Origin of the sequence: Pseudomonas sp. FSL W5-0203, assembly GCF_001896155.1 — a bacterium.
Taxonomy (GTDB): Bacteria; Pseudomonadota; Gammaproteobacteria; order Pseudomonadales; family Pseudomonadaceae; genus Aquipseudomonas; species Aquipseudomonas paracarnis.
The window spans coordinates 1-18052 of sequence record NZ_MPOR01000064.1 but is presented as its reverse complement, the minus strand read 5'-3'; the positions used below and the strand labels follow the sequence as shown (position 1 = coordinate 18052).

Here is an 18052-nt window from a genome sequence, read left to right as displayed (position 1 = left end):
CAGGCTTGAATCCGTGGGCCGCCGCCACGCGCCATCCATGGCGCGGGGCGGCTAACCCGGCGTCCTGCCGGGTTACCCACGAATTAAAGCCTGCGTTCGGCCAGCGTGGTTTAACGGGGCGCCTAAGATCAAAAGCAGAGCAAGATCAAGAGCGGCTCGCTTCGCATCGTAGTTACCGTTGGCTGCTGCAACCTACAAAGTTGTGTCGATACCAATGGCTATCGCAGGCAAGCCAGCTCCCACATGTTTATCTGCATTATCCCTGTTCCAGCTGCGCCAGCCGTTCTTCCAGTGCGGCAATCCGCGCTTCCAGCTCTTCAATGCGCTCCACCGAAACAGCCCCTGCGCTACGCTCTACCGGATTCCCCCGCGCGGTCATAATCGCTTCAATATCTGCCGGGTCCCCCAGTGCATGGGTATACCGGTCTTCCCGCTGCCCCGCCTGACGCGGCACGAGCAGCGCCAGTCCTCGTGCAATCAGGCGCTCGAGCTGATGCACAACCTGTTCGGCATCCTCAAAGTCATGCATACGCCCACTGCGGGTGAGCAACTCATTGACGGTCTGCGGCCCCCGCAGGAACAGCAGCCCGGTCAGGATCACCTGGGCCGGCACCAGTTCCAGGGCCTTGTCCACACGGTGCTCCCAGCGGTCGGCGCGGCTGCCCATCACCAGGCGCGTGAAGCCTTGGCCTTCGAGCGCGCGCAGGCTCTGGCCGACCTGGCCTTGGCTGAGGTTCATCACCGGCTCGCGGCTGGTCTTCTGGTTGCAGGCCAGCACCAGGGCGTTGAGGGTGAGGGGGTAGGTTTCCGGGTTGGTCGCCTGTTTTTCGATCAGGCAGCCCAGGATGCGGATTTCCGTGCTGTTCAGGCGCGGCTCAGGGGTGTCGGTGTCGTGCTCGGCGGTCATCGCGCTTTCCCTATGCAGTGAAGCTCACCAGCGTAATCCTCAAAAAATAAAAGACAAGCACCGGGCATGGCTATAATCGCCGCTGGTTCCAACCCTGCCATTATCAGTGAGACTGACATGACCATTTCCCTGTACGCCGCTTCTATCCCAGTCTTCAAGCAAATGCTCAACGCGTTGAGCGATGTGCTGAACAAAGCCGAAGCCCACGCCAGCGCCAAGAACATCGAGCCCAACGCCTTGCTGCAAGCGCGCCTGTTCCCGGACATGTTCCCGTTGGTGCGCCAAGTGCAGATCGCCGTGGACTTCGCCAAAGGTGTGTCGGCACGCCTGGCCGAGATCGAAGTACCGAAGTACGAAGACAACGAAGTCACCTTTGCCGACCTGCAAGCACTGATCGCCAAGGTCCTGGCCTTCGTCGACACCATCAAGCCCGAGCAGATCGACGGCAAGGAAGGTATCGAAATCATCACCCGCCCAGGCACGCCGAAAGAGAAGCGCTTCAGCGGCCAGTCCTACCTGCTGACCTACGGCCTGCCGCAGTTCTTCTTCCACATCACTACCGCTTATGCCTTGCTGCGTCATAACGGTGTGGAAGTGGGCAAGCGTGATTACATGGGCGCGTTCTAAACTCACGCTTCAATAAAAAACCGGGGCTTGTTCTGAAATGAACGGCCTCGGTTTTTTTTTGCAGGATATTCTTTTCACCAATGCTTTGTTACATATCTTGATGCAACCAATATTCAGTAAATCTCACTCAGGAGTGCCTATTAAACTTTCAACCGAAGAACCTGGAGACCACAAACTAAATGCAGCTTTCCTCCTCTGCGTTAACGTCGACAACCCATAACGCTTATTTCGAAGATACACGCAATACCTCCGTCAGCCAGGATTCGTCTTCACGTTCGTTTGCGATGAGCCGGACCCGTCGAGAGGCTCCCGGTAACGAAGCGGTTCTATCAACTTCTGACCGTGCTCAAGCCGACAGTGAATTGGCCGCCCGTTATGCAGAAGCCCTGGAGAGTCGAGCCCGTGATGAGCACACTATTATTCCGAATATTCCAGACGCGTCGTCTCTCGGCCAATGGCGTACACAGTTGCGTAATACATTTGAAGACCCGTATCTTGCCTATGTGCTGAAGAGGCAGGGTTTGGACCCGACCACCATGGAGATCGCCCCAGACGGGACGCTGAGCGTTAAAGAAAAAAATGGAGCAATTGCCCGATTTACTTTAAAAGACCACCCTCGCTGGGCGTTATACGCAGGGCCAATTCTGGCCGCATTGAAAGCCTATGCTCCCGACGGGATAAGCTACTCGGCCGTGCGCGCCGACAGTGTACCGCTCAAGTTGATCGCCCAGTTTTATGGAGAGACGATACATAACGATTCAACCGAGGATCGAGCACGAGCTCAAGCGTTGCAAAAAAACAACGCATTTGCGACGTCGGGCGTTGGTCAAGCGCGTTCTGAAGAAACCCTGATGTTACAAAAACAACAACTTGCCGATAGACGCGATCTGCAAGCCTTCCAAGATGCCCTGGTCGAAGCTAATGCTAAGGTAGGCAAGTATCTGGATCAACAAGAGCGCTTGCATCAGAGTAACCTCTCTTTTCGCCCTGGCTTCCAGCCTCCCTATGATCGTGAAGCCGGATTTCTATCCTACCTGCAATCGCAACTGTTCACGATTGGCCCTGAATCTGGTTTCCACTTGGATAACCAACCAATGGCCGGACGACAAGTGAACCTCTTGCAGTTCATGACGGCCAATGGTTGGAAACATCCGGTTAATACAGAAGAAATGCGACAAATTGGCCTCAGTTTAGCAGAGCTCCAGTACCCACAACGGCGTCAGGATTTGGGCGGAGGACTAGCGTGGCCAACGCCGCTCGATACGACGCAACAGCAGGCGATCTACGATGCTGTTTCCTATAACGCGATGGGGCTACCCGAATTCGACCAGTTGAAATTGAGCCAAAACGCGTTCGGGTATCTGACACAAACCATCCAATGGTCCGAAGCAGAGTTGAAAGATCCCCGACAAGCGATCTTGAGGCTTTTGCAAAGCCCGGCTGCGCAGTCCTTGGGCGAAGCCTTGCGCGATAAGTTCGAGGGGGTCGGCAGTGTTGAGGACTGGGTACTTTCGGCTCTCCAGATAGGCCTCAATCAGGATGCGTTATGGAAACCGGGCGAAAAGAACAAGGTGGCCGGGTTTGATCTGTCGGCGCGCGAGAACTGGGGAAAACCGCTGTCATTTGTTCTGAAGGGGCTCACTGATCATCTGAGCAAGTCATACGGCGGTAACGCTCCTGTTGCGGCCTATCTGCCGTTGTCGCACCACGCTCCGGAATTACTGGTCAAAGATGTCCCGGATCATGTGACTTACGGCTCACCGGGTTGGGTCAGTTTGAAATCGATCGTTGCCAAAGCTGAAATGCGCTCTCCAGGTGTGGCGGCGACTAAAACATATGAGCAGTTGCTCAAAGACGACTTGAGGCCCATAGACGATGCCGGGATACAAGTGGAAGCGTTGGCGGCGCGAGAGGGGTTGATTCATTGGGCAGTGGCGGATGGGGCCATCGAAAAACGGGAGGATAACAATTATACGGATGAAGAAATTGAACGTGCCGGCGTCCTCGCCAACGAGCGCTTCGAGTTATTGACAACGGCTTCAGAAGCGCAACGCACGATATTACATAGTCGCTCGGAATTAGGGCTCAGTATATTGAGGGCCCGTTTTCCCGAGGAAACCTATGGGAAAATAGACTTCGAGAAAAAAACAATCTATCCCACCGAGAAACACCGCGACTTAAAAGGCCCCTATTCGATATTGGATATCTATTCCGCCCCGCAGCAACATGTCAGATGGTTTTCCAATGATCCCGCTGTTCCGATTGAAAAAATAGCGGCTGACGTTCGCGAGATGGAATCTTTAAACGAAGCGTTCGAATCACATGTCTTGGAGTATTTCGACGGATTTAAAGACGCCATGAGCGTGAATGTTAAACATCAGATGTCTTTGCTGCCTCAGGAGGATCAGGAGGCACTGCAGCACGGCGCGTTGAAAATCTATGGGGAGGAAAAAGTCACCCAAACCATTACATCGGCAGGTTACAAGATTCAATACGATGTTTCGGAGACTGAAGAAGTTAAAAGTAGCTCTGTATTTCTTGAGACGCTGCATAAAGGCAAGAAACGGATTTACGAATTCAATCCCGCGACGGGCGGGCTGCAGCATCGCGCAGATTTAGCGGAGGGGCTCAAGACAGGGCTGCAAGGCGAGTGGAGCCCCGTTGCTACGAATAAACCCAAGGTCAGAGTTCGATCCAACACCAAAATCAGTGAAATTAATGCCAATGATTCGGCAGAACGTAAAGAGCGAGAATCAAAGCTTCAAACTTCATCTCCTACCCAAGCCTTCAATTCGCAGCGAACGCAGCATATAGCAGACGCAGTCACACGCCATTTTTTCAGGGCCGACGAACGTGAAACGGTGGTCAACGCGGCCAGAGGTGTCACCACGTTCGACACTGAAGTGACTGAGTTCGAAAAAATCCAGGCGGTGACCCGTGCACTGATACCGGGTGCGTCGGCGCTTCACAGTTTTCAGCAGGGTAGGGTTGGTGAAGGGCTTAAATTCCTTGCATTTGACGTGTTTGGTTTTGTTGTCGCAGGTGCAGGCGCCGTCGGAAAAATTTCAAAGATCGCGAAGGTAGGTGGGCAGCTAGGGCGCGGAGGTGTTACAGGCAGGCTGGGGCGGGCATTTATAAGCGCCGCCAACCCCTTTGCAGGCGGGGCGGCCATCGGGACTAGAGGCCTGACAGCGTTTTCTTCGGTAGTGGGCAAATTAAGCCTTGGCTGGAAAAGCGTTGCGGCTAACATTAGTGTTAACAGGGTTTTTCAGCACAAGCCGAAAAATGTAATGGTTGGCACTTCTGCGGGCGAGGACGCGACAAAGATTATCGCTCAGCTAGATTCCGTCAGTGGTAAATGGTACCGATTCAATCCGCAAACAAACGAGCGATACGGGATGCCCCTTCAGGGATTCACTGCGGCCACTTCGCCACCTTGATGGATATTCAGCCGCCATGAAAAACGCCCGAGTCGGTTCAGGAGTGAACGGCTCGGGCTTTTTTTGCTCAATCAGGCGGTCTGATCTTCTTTACCCAGGCACGCCGCCGCAGTAAACAACACATCGGTAGATGAGTTGAGTGCCGTTTCGGCCGAATCCTGCAGTACGCCGATGATGAAACCAACGGCGACAACCTGCATGGCGATTTCACTTGGAATACCAAACAGGCTGCACGCCAGCGGGATCAGCAGCAGCGAGCCGCCCGCCACGCCGGAAGCCCCACAGGCGCAAATGGCCGCGACCACGCTGAGCAGCACGGCGGTTGGCAGGTCCACGGTAATCCCGAGAGTGTGCACAGCCGCCAGGGTCAGCACGGTGATAGTGATGGCGGCGCCGGCCATGTTGATGGTGGCACCGAGGGGGATCGACACCGAGTAGGTGTCTTCATGCAGGCCCAGGCGTTTGCTCAACGCCAGGTTGACCGGAATGTTCGCTGCCGAGCTGCGCGTGAAGAAGGCGGTGATCCCGCTTTCACGCAGGCACATCAGCACCAGCGGGTACGGGTTGCGGCGCAGTTTCCAGAACACGATGGCCGGGTTGATCACCAACGCCACGAAAAGCATGCAGCCGATCAGCACCACCAGCAGATGGGCATAGCCGAGCAGGGCACCGAAACCCGAGGTGGCCAGGGTGGAGGCCACCAGGCCAAAGATGCCTAGCGGGGCGAAGCGGATCACCACGCGTACGATCAGGGTGACGCCGTTGGACAAGTCGTCCAATACCGTACGGGTGGTTTCACCGGCATGGCGAATGGCGATGCCCATGCCAATGGCCCAGGCCAGGATGCCGATGAAGTTGGCGTTCATCAGCGCACTGACCGGGTTATCCACCACGCTGAGCAACAGGCTTTGCAGCACCTCGCCGATACCGCCGGGGGCGCTTACCGTGGCGTCATGGGTGACCAGTACCAAGGCAGACGGGAACAACATACTGGCGACCACTGCAACCACGGCGGCGGAAAAAGTGCCGAGCAGGTACAGAAACAGGATCGGGCGGATGTGGGTTTCCTGACCGTGCTTGTGGTTGGCAATCGAGGCCATGACCAGCACAAACACCAGGATCGGCGCGACAGCCTTCAGCGCCGTGACAAATACCTTGCCGATAAAACCGGTGGCGCGCGCGGCCTCGGGGAACAGCAAGGCCAACACGATCCCGGCAATCAGGCCGATGACAATTTGGGTGACCAGGCTGACGCGCATTAAACGTTGCAACAGGGAAGGGGCAGCAGTCATAAAGAGTTGTCTCTAGTTTTTTTAGTAGGGCACAGCATTGCAGGCAGAAAGCACTGTAGGAAGCAGGCGCGAAGTCTAGCATGCTGTAGGACGCGTCTCGTTCGCTGCGGCATTCCGTCACCCGTTTCAGTCGGGCTTGGTCAGATCCGCACATGTTCTGTTAAGCTTCATCCCTCTCATCTTTCCTATCCGTCAGCGGGCCCCTCGGGCTGTCGTTGATGTCGTTGTTTCTGGAGTTTTCATGTTGTTTCCTATCCTGCTGCTGTCAGCCGCCGGTTTTACCGTGCTGACCACAGAATTCGTCATCGTCGGCCTGTTGCCCTCGATTGCTCGGGACCTGAACGTCAGTGTGTCCCAGGCCGGGCTGCTGGTGACCTTGTTCGCGTTCACCGTGGCCGCGTTCGGCCCGTTCCTCACTGCCTACTGCGCACGCTTCCCACGCAAGCGTCTGTTCATCAGCATCTTGATCATGTTTGCAGCGGCCAATACGGTGGCGGCACTGGCGCCGAATATTTGGGTAATGGCCCTGGCCCGTTTGATCCCGGCCCTGGGCTTGCCCGTGTTCTGGGCCCTGGCCAGCGAAACGGCGGTTGACATTGTCGGCCCTGAGTTCGCCGGGCGTGCGATTGAAAAAATCGGCTTTGGCATTGTTTGCGCCACCGTATTTGGTATTCCGGTGGGCACGCTGATTTCCGATATGTTCGGCTGGCGCACCGCGTTCGCCGTGCTCGCGGTGATTGCCCTGGCCAAGGCATTGCTGCTGTATGTCTACCTGCCGGTTACCCCGGCCAAGCACCAGCAGGCCAGCTTGCGCTCGCAATTCAAGATCCTGCGCAGCCCCGTGATGCAGGGGCATATCCTGCTGTCGATCCTGGTGTTCAGTGGCATGTTCACCGCCTATACCTACTTGGCAGATATCCTTGAGCGCCTGGCCGGGTTCGACGGCACGCTGGTGGGCTGGTGCCTGATGGGCTTTGGCGCGGTCGGGCTGATCGGTAACTCCCTGGGCGGACGTGCCGTGGATCGTCATCCGTTGATTGCGTCCATGGTGTTCTGCGGGTTCATGATCGCGGGCATGGTGGCGGTGGTGCCGGCGATTCACTCGACCATCGGCCTGGCCGCGGCGATGGCGGTGTGGGGCGTGACCCAGGCGGCGATGTTCCTGGTCAGCCATGTGCGCTTGATGAAGGCCGCGCCCCATGCACCGGCGTTTGCCGCGTCGCTGAATATCGCCGGCGCCAACCTCGGCATTGGCCTGGGCGCGATGGTGGGCGGGCATGTCATCGACACCCTGGGCCTGGGCAGCCTGGGGTTTGCCGCTTCGGGGTTTATCCTGGTGTCGATCCTGCTCGCACTGTGGCTGATGACCGCCAAACCCACGGCGCTCAATGCCTGAGCGATCAGGGCAGGGCGGTAAACAACTCCCGCCGGGCACCCTCGGTAATTGCCACAATGCCGGGGTGCTTGACCTTGCGCTCCACTGAGATTGCATAAAACGACTCGGTCACTGCATCGGTCTGGCCGATCAGCGCTACGCCGTATTGGCGCACCACCTCGTCGGCGATCACGCTGGGCGCGATAAAAATTCCGCTGCCGGATTGCCCGAAGGCCTGCATCAAAGCGCTGTCGTCGAACTCGCCGATGATGCGGGGTTGAATCTGCTGTTCGGCAAACCAGCGCTGCAAACGGCTGCGCACCACGGTCTCAGCGCCCGGGATCAGCAGCGGTGCGCCCTGCAAACACTGTGGGAAATCCCCCCCATGCTGGTCAGCCAACGTCTGGGTGGCGAAAAAACTGATGCCGCATTCTCCCAGCTTCTGGCTGTAGCCCTTGATGTCCAAGTGCGTGGGCATGGGGCTGTCGGAAATCACCAGGTCCAGGCGCTGGATCGCCAGGTCGGCCAGTAAACGTTCGAGTTTGTCTTCACGGCAGGTGATGCGGATCGGTTCGCTCAACTCCATGGTCGGCGCGATCAACCGGTACACGATGGATTTGGGCACCACATCCGCCACCCCAACGCGGAATGGGATCTGCTGTTCGTCGGGCTGGGCGCGCAGCATCGCCTCCAGTTCGTTGCCGGTCTGGAACATCTGCTCGGCGTAGGGCAGCGCCTGGCGCCCGGCTTCGGTCAGTTCAAGCTGGCGCCCGACCCGCTGAAACAGGGCAATACCGAAGGTCTGCTCCAACAGGCTGATCTGCCCGCTGATGGTCTGCGGCGTGAGGTTCAATTGCTCACAGGCGCGCACGATGCTGCCGGTCTTGGCCACCACCCAGAAGTAATGCAGTTGTCGATAATTGAGCATCACGGCCTACACTTCGTAAAAATCGAAGTATACGCGAGAAAAATACGAATTTTCCTGAACTGTTCGCCTGCATAGAATGCCTCGCTATCGAGGGGCCACTACTTGGACCCAATGGTTCTAACGAGGAATACATCATGAAACTCAATTCCCTGGGCGCGGCGTCGTTGCTTGCGCTTTCATTGATAGGGGTCAGCGGCTGTGATCAAGTCGAGAAAAGCGCGCAACAGGTGCTGGGCAAAGCCACCGAGTCGGCCAAGCAGGCCATCGACGACACCCACAAGGCCGCCGAGCAGGCATTGAGTGAAGCAACCCAGGGCTTGATCAGCCCTGAGAAGCAGGAAAAAGACGCCGAAAACGCTGCTGAATCCGACACCAAAGAAACCTAATTCCCCAGCACAACCACGTCAGGACTGACCTATGGATTACCTTCTACAACTGGCCGCCAGCCCCACCGCCTGGGTCGCACTGGCTACCTTGATCGTCATGGAAATCGTGCTGGGCATCGATAACCTGATCTTTATCTCGATCCTCACCAACAAACTACCGGAGAAGCACCGGGCCAAGGCGCGGCGCATTGGTATCAGCATGGCGTTGATCTTGCGCCTGGGCCTGCTGAGCACCATCGCATTCATCGTGCAATTGACGACACCGGTGTTCGAAGTATTCGGCCAGGCGTTCTCGTGGAAGGACATGATCCTGATCGCCGGCGGCCTGTTCCTGGTGTGGAAGGCAACTACCGAGATCCATCACAGCATGGACCCGGAGCCTGAAGAGAAGGCAACCGTCAGCAATACCGTGACCATCGGCTTTGCTGCCGCCATCGGCCAGATCCTGATGCTCGACCTGGTGTTCTCCATCGACAGCATCATCACCGCCGTGGGCATGACCGAGCACTTGCCGATCATGATCATTGCCGTGGTGGTCTCGGTGATCGTGATGCTGGTGGCCGCTGAACCGTTGGCCAAGTTCATCAACGACAACCCGACCGTGGTGATGCTGGCCCTGGGCTTCTTGATCATGATCGGCATGACGCTGATCGCCGAAGGCTTCGGCGCCCACGTACCAAAAGGCTACGTGTATGCGGCCATGGCGTTCTCGGCTGCGATCGAATGCTTGAACATCGCCCGGCGTAACCGGCACGCACGTTTGCTCGCTGCGCGCCAGTAACCGCTGAACAAACAGGCCGGCTGTGTTCACAAGAGCCCAGCCGGCCTTTTGCTGTCTGCTAGAATCGGCCCACTTGATAGCTTGAGGTCCCCCATGAACGAGCCGATTCGCCTTACCCAGTACAGCCACGGTGCGGGTTGCGGTTGCAAGATTTCGCCCCAGGTGCTGGAAGTGATCCTTGCGGGCAGCGGTGCACAGAACCTCGACCCCAACCTGTGGGTGGGCAATGCCTCCCGCGACGATGCGGCGGTATACGCCATCGACGACGAGCGCGGCGTGGTGTCCACCACGGACTTTTTCATGCCGATTGTCGACGACCCGTTCGACTTCGGCCGCATTGCCGCCACCAATGCCATCAGCGATATCTACGCCATGGGCGGCGATCCCTTGATGGCCATCGCCATTCTCGGCTGGCCGGTCAACGTGCTGGCGCCGGAGATTGCCCGCGAAGTGATTCGTGGCGGTCGGGCGGTGTGCGACGCGGCGGGCATCCCGCTTGCGGGCGGGCATTCCATCGACGCGCCGGAGCCGATCTTCGGTCTGGCCGTGACCGGCATTGTGCAAAAGCGCCATATGAAGCGTAACGACACGGCCACCGCCGGTTGCCGCCTGTACCTGACCAAGCCCCTGGGCATCGGCATCCTCACCACCGCCGAGAAGAAGGGCAAGCTGCGCGAGGCGGATATCGGCCTGGCGCGTGACTGGATGTGCACCCTCAACAAGCCTGGCAGCCGTTTCGGCAAGTTGGCCGGCGTGATGGCCATGACCGATGTCACCGGTTTCGGCCTGCTCGGCCACTTGGTGGAAATGGCCGACGGCAGTGGCCTGACGGCCCGCATCGATTATGCAAAGGTTCCGCGCCTGCCAGGGGTGGAGTATTACCTGGACCAGGGCTGTGTGCCGGGTGGCACCTTGCGCAACTTTGAAAGCTACGCCAGCAAGCTGGGGCGTGTGCAGGAACTGCACAAGCGCGTGCTGTGCGACCCCCAGACCAGCGGCGGCCTGCTGATCGCCGTTACCCCGGAGGGTGATGCCGAGTTCCACGCCGTCGCCGCCGAGCTGGGCCTGGCCCTTGAGCCTATCGGTGAACTGCTGGAGCGACAGACCAACGCGGTTGAGGTGATTTGATGGCGACGGACATCACCGATTACCGCGACATTTTCCTCAACGACCGCCCGATGATGGATACCCGCGCGCCGGTCGAATTCACCAAGGGCGCGTTCCCCGGGGTGATCAACCTGCCGCTGATGACCGACGACGAGCGCCAGCGGGTCGGCACCTGTTACAAGCAGCAAGGCCAGCAAGCGGCGATCGTGCTGGGGCATGAGTTGGTGTCCGGGGCGATCAAGGCCGAGCGCATCGAACAGTGGGCGCAGTTTGCCCAGGCTAACCCCAATGGCTACCTTTACTGCTTTCGGGGCGGCCTGCGTTCGCAGATCGTGCAGCAATGGTTGAAAACCGAAGCGGGCATCGAATATCCCCGCGTGGGCGGTGGCTACAAGGCCATGCGCACCTTCCTGCTGGAGACCCTGGAGCAGGCGACTGCCCAGTGTGATTTCGTACTGCTGGGCGGCATGACCGGCACCGGCAAGACCGAAGTGCTCGGCCAACTGCGCAATGCGCTGGATTTGGAAGGGCACGCCAACCATCGCGGTTCCAGCTTCGGCAAGCGTGCTACGGCGCAACCGTCCAATATCGACTTCGAGAACCGCCTGGCGGTGGACCTGTTGAAGAAGCGCGCGACGGGCATTGACCAGTTCGTGGTCGAGGACGAGAGCCGCATGATCGGCAGCTGTGCGCTGCCGCTGCCATTGCACAAGGGCATGCAGACGTTTCCGATGGTGTGGCTGGAAGACAGCGTCGAGGGCCGTGTCGAGCGCATCCTGAAGGATTACGTGGTGGACCTGTGCGCCGAGTTCATTGAGGTGTTTGGGGAAACCGGCCAGCGATTATTTGCCGAGCGCCTGACCCAAAGCCTGGCCAATATTCACAAGCGACTGGGCGGCGAGCGTTTCCAGCGGTTGCAGGCGGTGTTGCAGGATGCCCTGGCCGAACAGGCACGCAGCGGTGCAGTGGAGCTGCATCGGGTATGGATTGAAGGTTTGCTGCGTGAGTATTACGACCCGATGTATGCGTTCCAGCGCGAAAGCAAGGGCGCGCGTATCGAGTTTGCCGGGGAGCAGGGTGCAGTGGTGGAGTATTTGCGCGAGCGGGCGGCCCGGGTGGGGTGACCTTTGGGACGCCATCGCAGGCAAGCCAGCTCCCACCTTTTGAAGTGTGAATACATACAAAGGTGGGAGCTGGCTTGCCTGCGATGAGGCCATCGGCCCCACTGAAAATCTAAAGAATTACCGCTCCAATCAACCCACACACCACCCCCACCAGCATGGTCAAGCCGGCCACCGTCACCAGCACCCGCGCATCGAAATCCTTGCGCAGCATCAACAGCGACGGCAGGCTCACGCTCGGCAGGGTCATCAGCAAGGCCACGGCCGGGCCGGTGCCCATGCCCAGGGCCATCATGGTTTGTACGATGGGAATCTCTGCCGCTGTCGGAATCACAAACAGCGTGCCCACAATCGCCAGCGGCACCAGCCACACCAGGCTGTCGGCCATCGCTCCGTCCACATGGGGAAACAACCAAACCCGTGCCGCGCCGAGGATCAGCACCGCCAGGATATAAACCGGGATAGTGCTCCAGAACAGCTGCCACAGCGTGCGTAACCAGCGGCTCAAGAACGGTTGCGACTCCACTGTGCTGACGTCGGCAACGGCTTCAAGTGCTGCTTCCGGCACGTGGTCCGGGCGCGCAATGCGCTGTGCCACCAGGGACACGCCCACCACCAGCACAATCCCCGCCACCAGCCGCAGCGCGGTGAAACCCCAGCCCAGCACAAAGCCCATGAATACCAGTGTGGCCGGGTTCAATACCGGGTTGGCAATCCAGAACGCCAGCGCCGCGCCGACCGACACTTGCTGGCGGCGCATGCCCGCCGCCACCGGGGCCGCGCAGCAGCTGCACATCATCCCCGGCAGGGCGAACAGCCCACCGCGCAGGGTCGAGCCCAGCCCGGCGCGGCCAAACAGGCGCAGCAGCCAGTCGCGGGGGATCAACACTTGCAGTAACGAGCCGAGGATCACCGCCAGTACGGCGGCTTTCCAGATGGCCAGGAAATACACCTGGGCATAGGCCAGCGCCGCCGCCAGGGGCGAGCTTTGCTGGTCATTGAGAATCGAGGCGCCAATGCTGTGGTTGTCGGCCGCTACAAACGCCTTGAGGTAGTAGGGCGACCACTTCACATAGTAGAGGCCGATGCAGGCCACCAGGAGAAACAGCGCAGGTTTGCACCAGAATGCCCAGCCGCGGTTGGGCTGGGTGGAAGCGAGGTTGGACATGGAGAGGATCCGCAGGTGAGTCGATAGCCCGGCATCATACGCCCCTGCGGCCCAAGCTTCAGATATCTGCGCTGACCTGGGTCGGGTCCGGGCAGTTTTCCCCGCCGTTATTCAGCCCTTGCTTGTAGTTGCGGCTGAGCAGCGAAGCCTTGCCGTTGTGCCAGGTCAATGTCAGCACGTACAGGGAGTCGTAGTCATTGCCAGACCAATCATCGGTAATGGTGTGTTTTTCGCCAGCGGCTTCGCTGGCGACTTTGTTGATCAGTTCCGGCAAGTAACCGTGGGACCAGGCCGTGTAGATGGTCGCGTTGCGGTACTTGTTCTCGACCAGTTCTTCGGCCAGGGCACTGGTGTCATTCGCTGAGAACTCGATATTCACCGGCAGGCCGAGCTTGATCGCGCTGGGGCTGATGGTGATCAGTGGGCGAATGTAGCTGTAGGAGTTATCCAGTTCGCCTTCCTCGACGTTGCGCGTCGGGTTGGCAGCGAACACATAGTTGGCTTTGCCGAACTTTTCCGGCAACAGTGTCGCCAGGTTCATGGCGCGGTTCAGGCCCTGGCAATTGAGTTGGCCCAGGCCACCGGCGGGTTTTTCACCATGGCGCAGGAATACCAGGGTTTGCACGCCATCGACCGGTTGCGCACGGCTTTCACGGGCGTCCAGGGCGGTGACGATGGCAGCGCTGACCAGCAGCAGCGGCAATACCATGTAGGAATAACGTTTGAGTCGTGGCACAAGGCGCAGAGGCTTGATCTTCATGATAGGTTCGAGTCTTCGTGCGTCGGGTTAAGGCGGACAAGCCCGGCCCCAGTGACGCATCAGCGTCCTGCGGTGTTCCCTGTCGATATAGCAAGCAGCCTCCATTCATTGTTCGGGCGCTCTTTAAGAGTGCATTCGGGCGCTTTGGTTCGCCCACGCGGGATACTAGCCGGCAAATGTTGCGCAACGATGACCCATGCACGGCGGCAGGCAGATGACTATGATGGGGCTTTCCGACCAGGGGGTTCTCGATGAACGCACTCGCCGCTTTCCCGATCAATAGCAAATGGCCCGCCCAGCACCCAGAACGCCTGCAGCTGTATTCGCTACCCACGCCCAACGGCGTCAAGGTGTCGATCATGCTCGAAGAACTGGGCCTGCCTTACGAGGCGCACAAGGTCAGCTTCGACACCCAGGACCAATTGTCTCCCGAGTTCCTGTCCCTGAACCCCAACAACAAGATCCCTGCGATTATCGACCCCAACGGCCCGAGCGGGCAGCCGCTGGCACTGTTCGAATCCGGCGCGATCCTCGTTTACCTGGCGGAAAAGACCAGCCAGTTGCTCTCCGAAGACCCGGCCACCCGCTATGAAACCCTGCAATGGTTGATGTTCCAGATGGGCGGCATTGGCCCGATGTTTGGCCAACTGGGGTTCTTCAACAAATTCGCCGGCAAGGCTTATGAGGACAAGCGCCCGCGTGATCGCTACGCCGCCGAATCGCGGCGCTTGCTGGGCGTGCTCGAAAAGCGTCTGTTGGGCCGCACCTGGATCATGGGCGACGAGTACAGCATCGCCGACATTGCGACCTTTCCGTGGGTTCGCAACTTGATTGGGTTCTACGAGTCCGGTGATCTGGTAGGCATCACCGATTTCCCTAACGTACTGCGCGCGCTGGACGGCTTTGTCGCACGTCCTGCGGTGATCCGTGGCCTGAACATTCCGAGCTGAAGCATGTCGACTTTCGATTTTCAACAACTGGATGTATTCAGCAGCGTGCCGCTCAAAGGCAACCCCTTGGCCGTGGTGCTGGGGGCCGATAGCTTCACCGACCAGCAGATGGCGGACTTTGCCAATTGGACCAACCTCAGCGAAACCACGTTTTTACTGACGCCGCGCGACCCACGTGCTGACTATCGGGTAAGAATCTTCACCACCCTCAAAGAGCTGCCGTTCGCCGGGCATCCGACCTTGGGCAGTTGCCACGCCTGGTTGCAGGCTGGCGGCGTGCCACGTGGGGAGGAGATTATCCAGGAGTGCGAAATCGGCTTGGTGCGTATTCGTCGCCAGGGTGACCAACTGGCGTTTATCGCGCCGCCATTGTTGCGTGCAGGGCCCGTGGAGGCGCCGTTGCTGGAGCGCGTGCGCCTGGCTTTGAAGCTGGCGCCCGAGGCGATTGTGCGCAGCCAGTGGGTCGACAATGGTGCGGGTTGGCTGGCGGTGATGCTGGCTGATCGTGACGCGGTGCTTGCGTTGCAACCGGACTATGCGCAACTGCTGGGTCTGGCCGTAGGGGTGATCGCCCCCTGTGATCCGACGCGTGATGCGGTGGACGCGCACTTTGAAGTGCGCGCTTTTGTCGCTGGCGATGGCGCCGCCGAAGACCCGGCCACCGGCAGCTTGAATGCCGGCGCGGCCCAATGGCTGCTCGCCGAGGGCCTGGCGCCCAGCCGTTACGTGGTCAGCCAAGGCACGGCGATTGGGCGAGCGGGGCGTATTCATATCGAGCGCCAGGGCGATGAAATCTGGGTGGGCGGCGCCGTAGCGTTGTGCATCGAAGGGCGTCTACAGCTTTAGATCAATGAATTGTTACGCACCCGGCAATACACTATTGGCCCCTCGGCATTTGTGTTGCCGGGACTTGGGGGCATAAGCTTTCGCCCCAAAGTGTTCAGCCATTTTTCAGGATTGCCATGACCAGCCAGTTCCCCCAAGCCCGTCCACGTCGCCTGCGCCGCTCCCCGGAATTGCGTGGCCTGTTCCAGGAAAGCGAATTCACCCTCAACGACTTGGTACTGCCGATTTTCGTCGAAGAAGAAATCGACGACTTCGTGCCCATCACCAGCATGCCGGGTGTGTTGCGCATTCCTGAGAAAAAACTCGCCGGTGAGATCGAGCGTTACGCTCGCGCCGGCATCAAGTCGGTGATGACCTTCGGTGTGTCCCACCACCTCGACGCCAGCGGCAGCGACACGTGGAAAGAACGCGGCCTGGTTTCGCGCATGTCCTCGATCATCAAGGACGCCGTGCCGGAAATGATCGTGATGTCCGACACCTGCTTCTGCGAATACACCGACCACGGCCACTGCGGCGTGATGCACGGTGCCCATGTCGACAACGACGCGACCCTGGTCAACCTCGGCAAACAAGCCGTGGCCGCCGCCCGCGCCGGCGCCGACGTGATCGCCCCGTCAGCGGCGATGGACGGCCAGGTCCAGGCCATCCGCCGCGCGCTGGATGACGCCGGCTTCACCCACATCCCGATCATGGCCTACTCCACCAAATTCGCCTCGGCCCTCTACGGCCCCTTCCGAGAAGCCGGCGGCAGCGCGCTCAAGGGCGACCGCAAAAGCTACCAGATGAACCCGATGAACCGCCGCGAAGCCGTGCGCGAATCGCTGCTGGACGAACAGGAAGGCGCTGATGCGCTGATGGTCAAGCCTGCCGGTGCCTACCTCGACATCATCCGCGACATCCGCGAAGCCTCGCGCCTGCCGGTGGCGGCGTACCAGGTGAGCGGTGAGTACGCGATGATCAAGTTCGGCGCACAGGCCGGGGCGATTGATGAGGATCGAGTGGTGCGCGAGACGTTGGGGTCGATCAAGCGGGCGGGGGCGGATTTGATATTTACGTATTTTGCGATGGATTTGGCGGTGGCGGGGATCTAAAGGCGGCGTTTAGCCCTGTGGCAAAGGAGGTTAGTTGCCATGGGGCATCCGCTAGATCTGCACCGATTCAGCCCATCGCTGGCAGAAATCATGCTGCTGTTGTATATCATTGGTGAGATCGTTTTCCTCGTGAGCGAATATATGTACAGCCTCCCCATCTGGCCGCCCCAGTGTTAGCTCGTAAGCAATAAGACCATTCGACATATGTGAGGACATACCTGATGTATGAACGTTAATTTTTGCGCCTTTGCAAAGAAAAACGGTGTCTTTCATATCCGCTCTCAATACACCGAAGCAGTCGTATAAATCCATTGCTGTATAGGTTTTTTTTGTCCCATTGCTTAGCAAAAGATAAAGGGTGGGCTTGCCTCCTTCGTATTCGATCACTGCGCTGTCACGTATACCGTTTTTAATGATGGTGATTTCACGCGATTTCATGGGTATTTCCTATTAGGGTTCAATATTGTGTATCCCCTGAAGGTACCGTCTTCGTTGACTGGTGATGCACCTAAAATATCCTTAGTATCAATTCGTCCAGGAATTGCGATTTCTAACTCGTTTCTATGTTTGGAACGTGCGCCCAACGCTTTATTTACGTCTATTCCAGGGATTTTTTTTAGGGTGTAAAGAAAGCCTTCCTCGAAGCCAAAATTTGAAGCGAATACCAAGGCTTGTTTCCTTGAGGTCGAAGTAGGGACGAAATTGCTGGGAGGGCTGGCATTATTCAACGTGTGCAGGAAAAGGTCTGTGCTGGCGCCTCTACTTTCAAATCCTCTTTCAAAAATTTCATCTGGCTCTCTTAAATCCCCGCGAAATAGATATTCTCTTTTTATATCTGAGCTGGGGAGCGAGGGAGCCCCCTCATCTACCTTTGCCTGGCCGTGGGAGGTTTCAGTACGTTGATGTGGCGTACATCCATCTGCACCTGGACACGTACTTAAGCCTAGCTGATCCACCCACCCCGTGGGATTGGGTACATACTGGTACCCGTTGATCCCACCCGCCAACTTCACCGGATCCGGTGTCAGGTAACGACCAAGATCCGGATTGTAGTAGCGATGGCGGTTGTAATGCAGCCCGCTTTCCTGGTCGAAATACTGCCCTTGGAAACGCAGCGGGTTGTCGATTTTGTCCACATCTAACCGAGCGATCTGGCCGTAGGCGCGGTAGTGGGCGGACCAGACGATTTCGCCTTCGGGGCTGGTCAGTTCCTGCGGGGTGCCGAGGTGGTCGAGTTGGTAGTGGTAGGGCTTGGTTTCTTTTGGGCCGAAAC

The 18052-nt window shown here is 58.5% G+C and carries 17 protein-coding genes; 10 read left to right on the top strand and 7 right to left on the bottom strand.

From position 1 onward, the window contains the following. Positions 1-256 precede the first annotated feature (256 nt). On the bottom strand, positions 257-907 hold the full coding sequence (locus tag BOP96_RS28165) for a YceH family protein (protein WP_014717951.1): 651 nt from the start codon (positions 905-907) through the stop codon (positions 257-259). A gap of 117 nt (positions 908-1024) precedes the next feature. On the opposite strand from BOP96_RS28165, the gene BOP96_RS28160 reads away from it, so the two are divergent. Both BOP96_RS28160 and BOP96_RS28155 read left to right on the top strand, forming a co-directional pair. Beyond that, complete coding sequence (locus tag BOP96_RS28160; protein WP_014717952.1) at positions 1025-1534, top strand: DUF1993 domain-containing protein; 510 nt, start codon at positions 1025-1027, stop codon at positions 1532-1534. Between the two features lie 284 nt (positions 1535-1818). Next, positions 1819-4974, top strand: a complete 3156-nt coding sequence (locus BOP96_RS28155; protein ID WP_073454657.1) for a hypothetical protein — start codon at positions 1819-1821, stop codon at positions 4972-4974. 71 nt (positions 4975-5045) lie between these two features. On the opposite strand, the gene sstT is transcribed toward BOP96_RS28155, so the two are convergent. Continuing rightward, positions 5046-6266 (bottom strand): serine/threonine transporter SstT, encoded by a 1221-nt coding sequence (gene sstT / locus BOP96_RS28150; RefSeq protein WP_014717954.1) that lies wholly within the window; start codon positions 6264-6266, stop codon positions 5046-5048. 241 nt (positions 6267-6507) lie between these two features. Between sstT and BOP96_RS28145 the strand changes: the two genes are divergently transcribed. Beyond that, entirely contained in the window at positions 6508-7662 is a 1155-nt protein-coding gene (locus BOP96_RS28145; protein WP_020302054.1) for an MFS transporter, read from the top strand. A gap of 4 nt (positions 7663-7666) precedes the next feature. Here BOP96_RS28145 and nhaR read toward each other — a convergent pair whose 3' ends face one another. Further along, entirely contained in the window at positions 7667-8569 is a 903-nt protein-coding gene (nhaR, locus tag BOP96_RS28140) for a transcriptional activator NhaR (protein WP_014717956.1), read from the bottom strand. A 134-nt stretch (positions 8570-8703) separates the two neighbouring features. On the opposite strand from nhaR, the gene BOP96_RS28135 reads away from it, so the two are divergent. The 4 genes from BOP96_RS28135 (at position 8704) to mnmH (ending at position 11967) form a co-directional block, all read left to right on the top strand. After that, positions 8704-8955, top strand: a complete 252-nt coding sequence (locus BOP96_RS28135) for a hypothetical protein (protein ID WP_014717957.1) — start codon at positions 8704-8706, stop codon at positions 8953-8955. 31 nt (positions 8956-8986) lie between these two features. After that, the gene (locus BOP96_RS28130) at positions 8987-9736 is read left to right on the top strand and encodes a TerC family protein (RefSeq protein ID WP_014717958.1); all 750 of its coding nucleotides are present in this window, start codon (positions 8987-8989) and stop codon (positions 9734-9736) included. 93 nt (positions 9737-9829) lie between these two features. Then, complete coding sequence (selD, locus tag BOP96_RS28125) at positions 9830-10864, top strand: selenide, water dikinase SelD (RefSeq protein ID WP_014717959.1); 1035 nt, start codon at positions 9830-9832, stop codon at positions 10862-10864. Continuing rightward, positions 10864-11967, top strand: a complete 1104-nt coding sequence (mnmH, locus tag BOP96_RS28120) for a tRNA 2-selenouridine(34) synthase MnmH (protein WP_019817515.1) — start codon at positions 10864-10866, stop codon at positions 11965-11967. Before selD ends, mnmH begins: the two co-directional genes overlap by 1 nt. Before the next feature lie 109 nt (positions 11968-12076). Here mnmH and BOP96_RS28115 read toward each other — a convergent pair whose 3' ends face one another. Both BOP96_RS28115 and BOP96_RS28110 read right to left on the bottom strand, forming a co-directional pair. Further along, complete coding sequence (locus BOP96_RS28115) at positions 12077-13132, bottom strand: permease (protein ID WP_019817514.1); 1056 nt, start codon at positions 13130-13132, stop codon at positions 12077-12079. 58 nt (positions 13133-13190) lie between these two features. Next, positions 13191-13892: a histidine phosphatase family protein gene (locus BOP96_RS28110; RefSeq protein ID WP_073454656.1), complete on the bottom strand. Its 702-nt coding sequence runs from the start codon at positions 13890-13892 to the stop codon at positions 13191-13193. Between the two features lie 251 nt (positions 13893-14143). On the opposite strand from BOP96_RS28110, the gene BOP96_RS28105 reads away from it, so the two are divergent. The 3 genes from BOP96_RS28105 to hemB all read left to right on the top strand — a co-directional run bounded on the left by BOP96_RS28105 (position 14144) and on the right by hemB (position 16779). Beyond that, positions 14144-14842, top strand: a complete 699-nt coding sequence (locus BOP96_RS28105) for a glutathione S-transferase N-terminal domain-containing protein (RefSeq protein ID WP_019817512.1) — start codon at positions 14144-14146, stop codon at positions 14840-14842. Positions 14843-14845: 3 nt separating this feature from the next. Next, positions 14846-15688 carry a PhzF family phenazine biosynthesis protein gene (locus BOP96_RS28100; protein WP_019817511.1) on the top strand — a complete coding sequence of 281 codons (843 nt, stop codon included), beginning with the start codon at positions 14846-14848 and terminating at the stop codon, positions 15686-15688. A 116-nt stretch (positions 15689-15804) separates the two neighbouring features. Continuing rightward, positions 15805-16779 (top strand): porphobilinogen synthase, encoded by a 975-nt coding sequence (hemB, locus tag BOP96_RS28095; protein WP_019817510.1) that lies wholly within the window; start codon positions 15805-15807, stop codon positions 16777-16779. 51 nt (positions 16780-16830) lie between these two features. Here hemB and BOP96_RS28090 read toward each other — a convergent pair whose 3' ends face one another. After that, positions 16831-17217, bottom strand: a complete 387-nt coding sequence (locus BOP96_RS28090) for a hypothetical protein (RefSeq protein ID WP_073454655.1) — start codon at positions 17215-17217, stop codon at positions 16831-16833. After that, positions 17214-18052: RHS repeat-associated core domain-containing protein (locus BOP96_RS28085; RefSeq protein WP_175563018.1), on the bottom strand; the 839-nt coding region annotated here is incomplete at its 5' end. The genes BOP96_RS28085 and BOP96_RS28090, both read right to left, overlap by 4 nt.

Excerpts from the sequence above, each read along its gene's own strand:
- BOP96_RS28165 (WP_014717951.1), bottom strand. The coding sequence starts at position 907 with ATGACCGCCGAGCACGACACCGACACCCCTGAGCCGCGCCTGAACAGC.
- BOP96_RS28160 (WP_014717952.1), top strand. The coding sequence starts at position 1,025 with ATGACCATTTCCCTGTACGCCGCTTCTATCCCAGTCTTCAAGCAAATG.
- BOP96_RS28155 (WP_073454657.1), top strand. The coding sequence starts at position 1,819 with ATGAGCCGGACCCGTCGAGAGGCTCCCGGTAACGAAGCGGTTCTATCA.
- sstT (WP_014717954.1), bottom strand. The coding sequence starts at position 6,266 with ATGACTGCTGCCCCTTCCCTGTTGCAACGTTTAATGCGCGTCAGCCTG.
- BOP96_RS28145 (WP_020302054.1), top strand. The coding sequence starts at position 6,508 with ATGTTGTTTCCTATCCTGCTGCTGTCAGCCGCCGGTTTTACCGTGCTG.
- nhaR (WP_014717956.1), bottom strand. The coding sequence starts at position 8,569 with ATGCTCAATTATCGACAACTGCATTACTTCTGGGTGGTGGCCAAGACC.
- BOP96_RS28135 (WP_014717957.1), top strand. The coding sequence starts at position 8,704 with ATGAAACTCAATTCCCTGGGCGCGGCGTCGTTGCTTGCGCTTTCATTG.
- BOP96_RS28130 (WP_014717958.1), top strand. The coding sequence starts at position 8,987 with ATGGATTACCTTCTACAACTGGCCGCCAGCCCCACCGCCTGGGTCGCA.
- selD (WP_014717959.1), top strand. The coding sequence starts at position 9,830 with ATGAACGAGCCGATTCGCCTTACCCAGTACAGCCACGGTGCGGGTTGC.
- mnmH (WP_019817515.1), top strand. The coding sequence starts at position 10,864 with ATGGCGACGGACATCACCGATTACCGCGACATTTTCCTCAACGACCGC.
- BOP96_RS28115 (WP_019817514.1), bottom strand. The coding sequence starts at position 13,132 with ATGTCCAACCTCGCTTCCACCCAGCCCAACCGCGGCTGGGCATTCTGG.
- BOP96_RS28110 (WP_073454656.1), bottom strand. The coding sequence starts at position 13,892 with ATGAAGATCAAGCCTCTGCGCCTTGTGCCACGACTCAAACGTTATTCC.
- BOP96_RS28105 (WP_019817512.1), top strand. The coding sequence starts at position 14,144 with ATGAACGCACTCGCCGCTTTCCCGATCAATAGCAAATGGCCCGCCCAG.
- BOP96_RS28100 (WP_019817511.1), top strand. The coding sequence starts at position 14,846 with ATGTCGACTTTCGATTTTCAACAACTGGATGTATTCAGCAGCGTGCCG.
- hemB (WP_019817510.1), top strand. The coding sequence starts at position 15,805 with ATGACCAGCCAGTTCCCCCAAGCCCGTCCACGTCGCCTGCGCCGCTCC.
- BOP96_RS28090 (WP_073454655.1), bottom strand. The coding sequence starts at position 17,217 with ATGAAATCGCGTGAAATCACCATCATTAAAAACGGTATACGTGACAGC.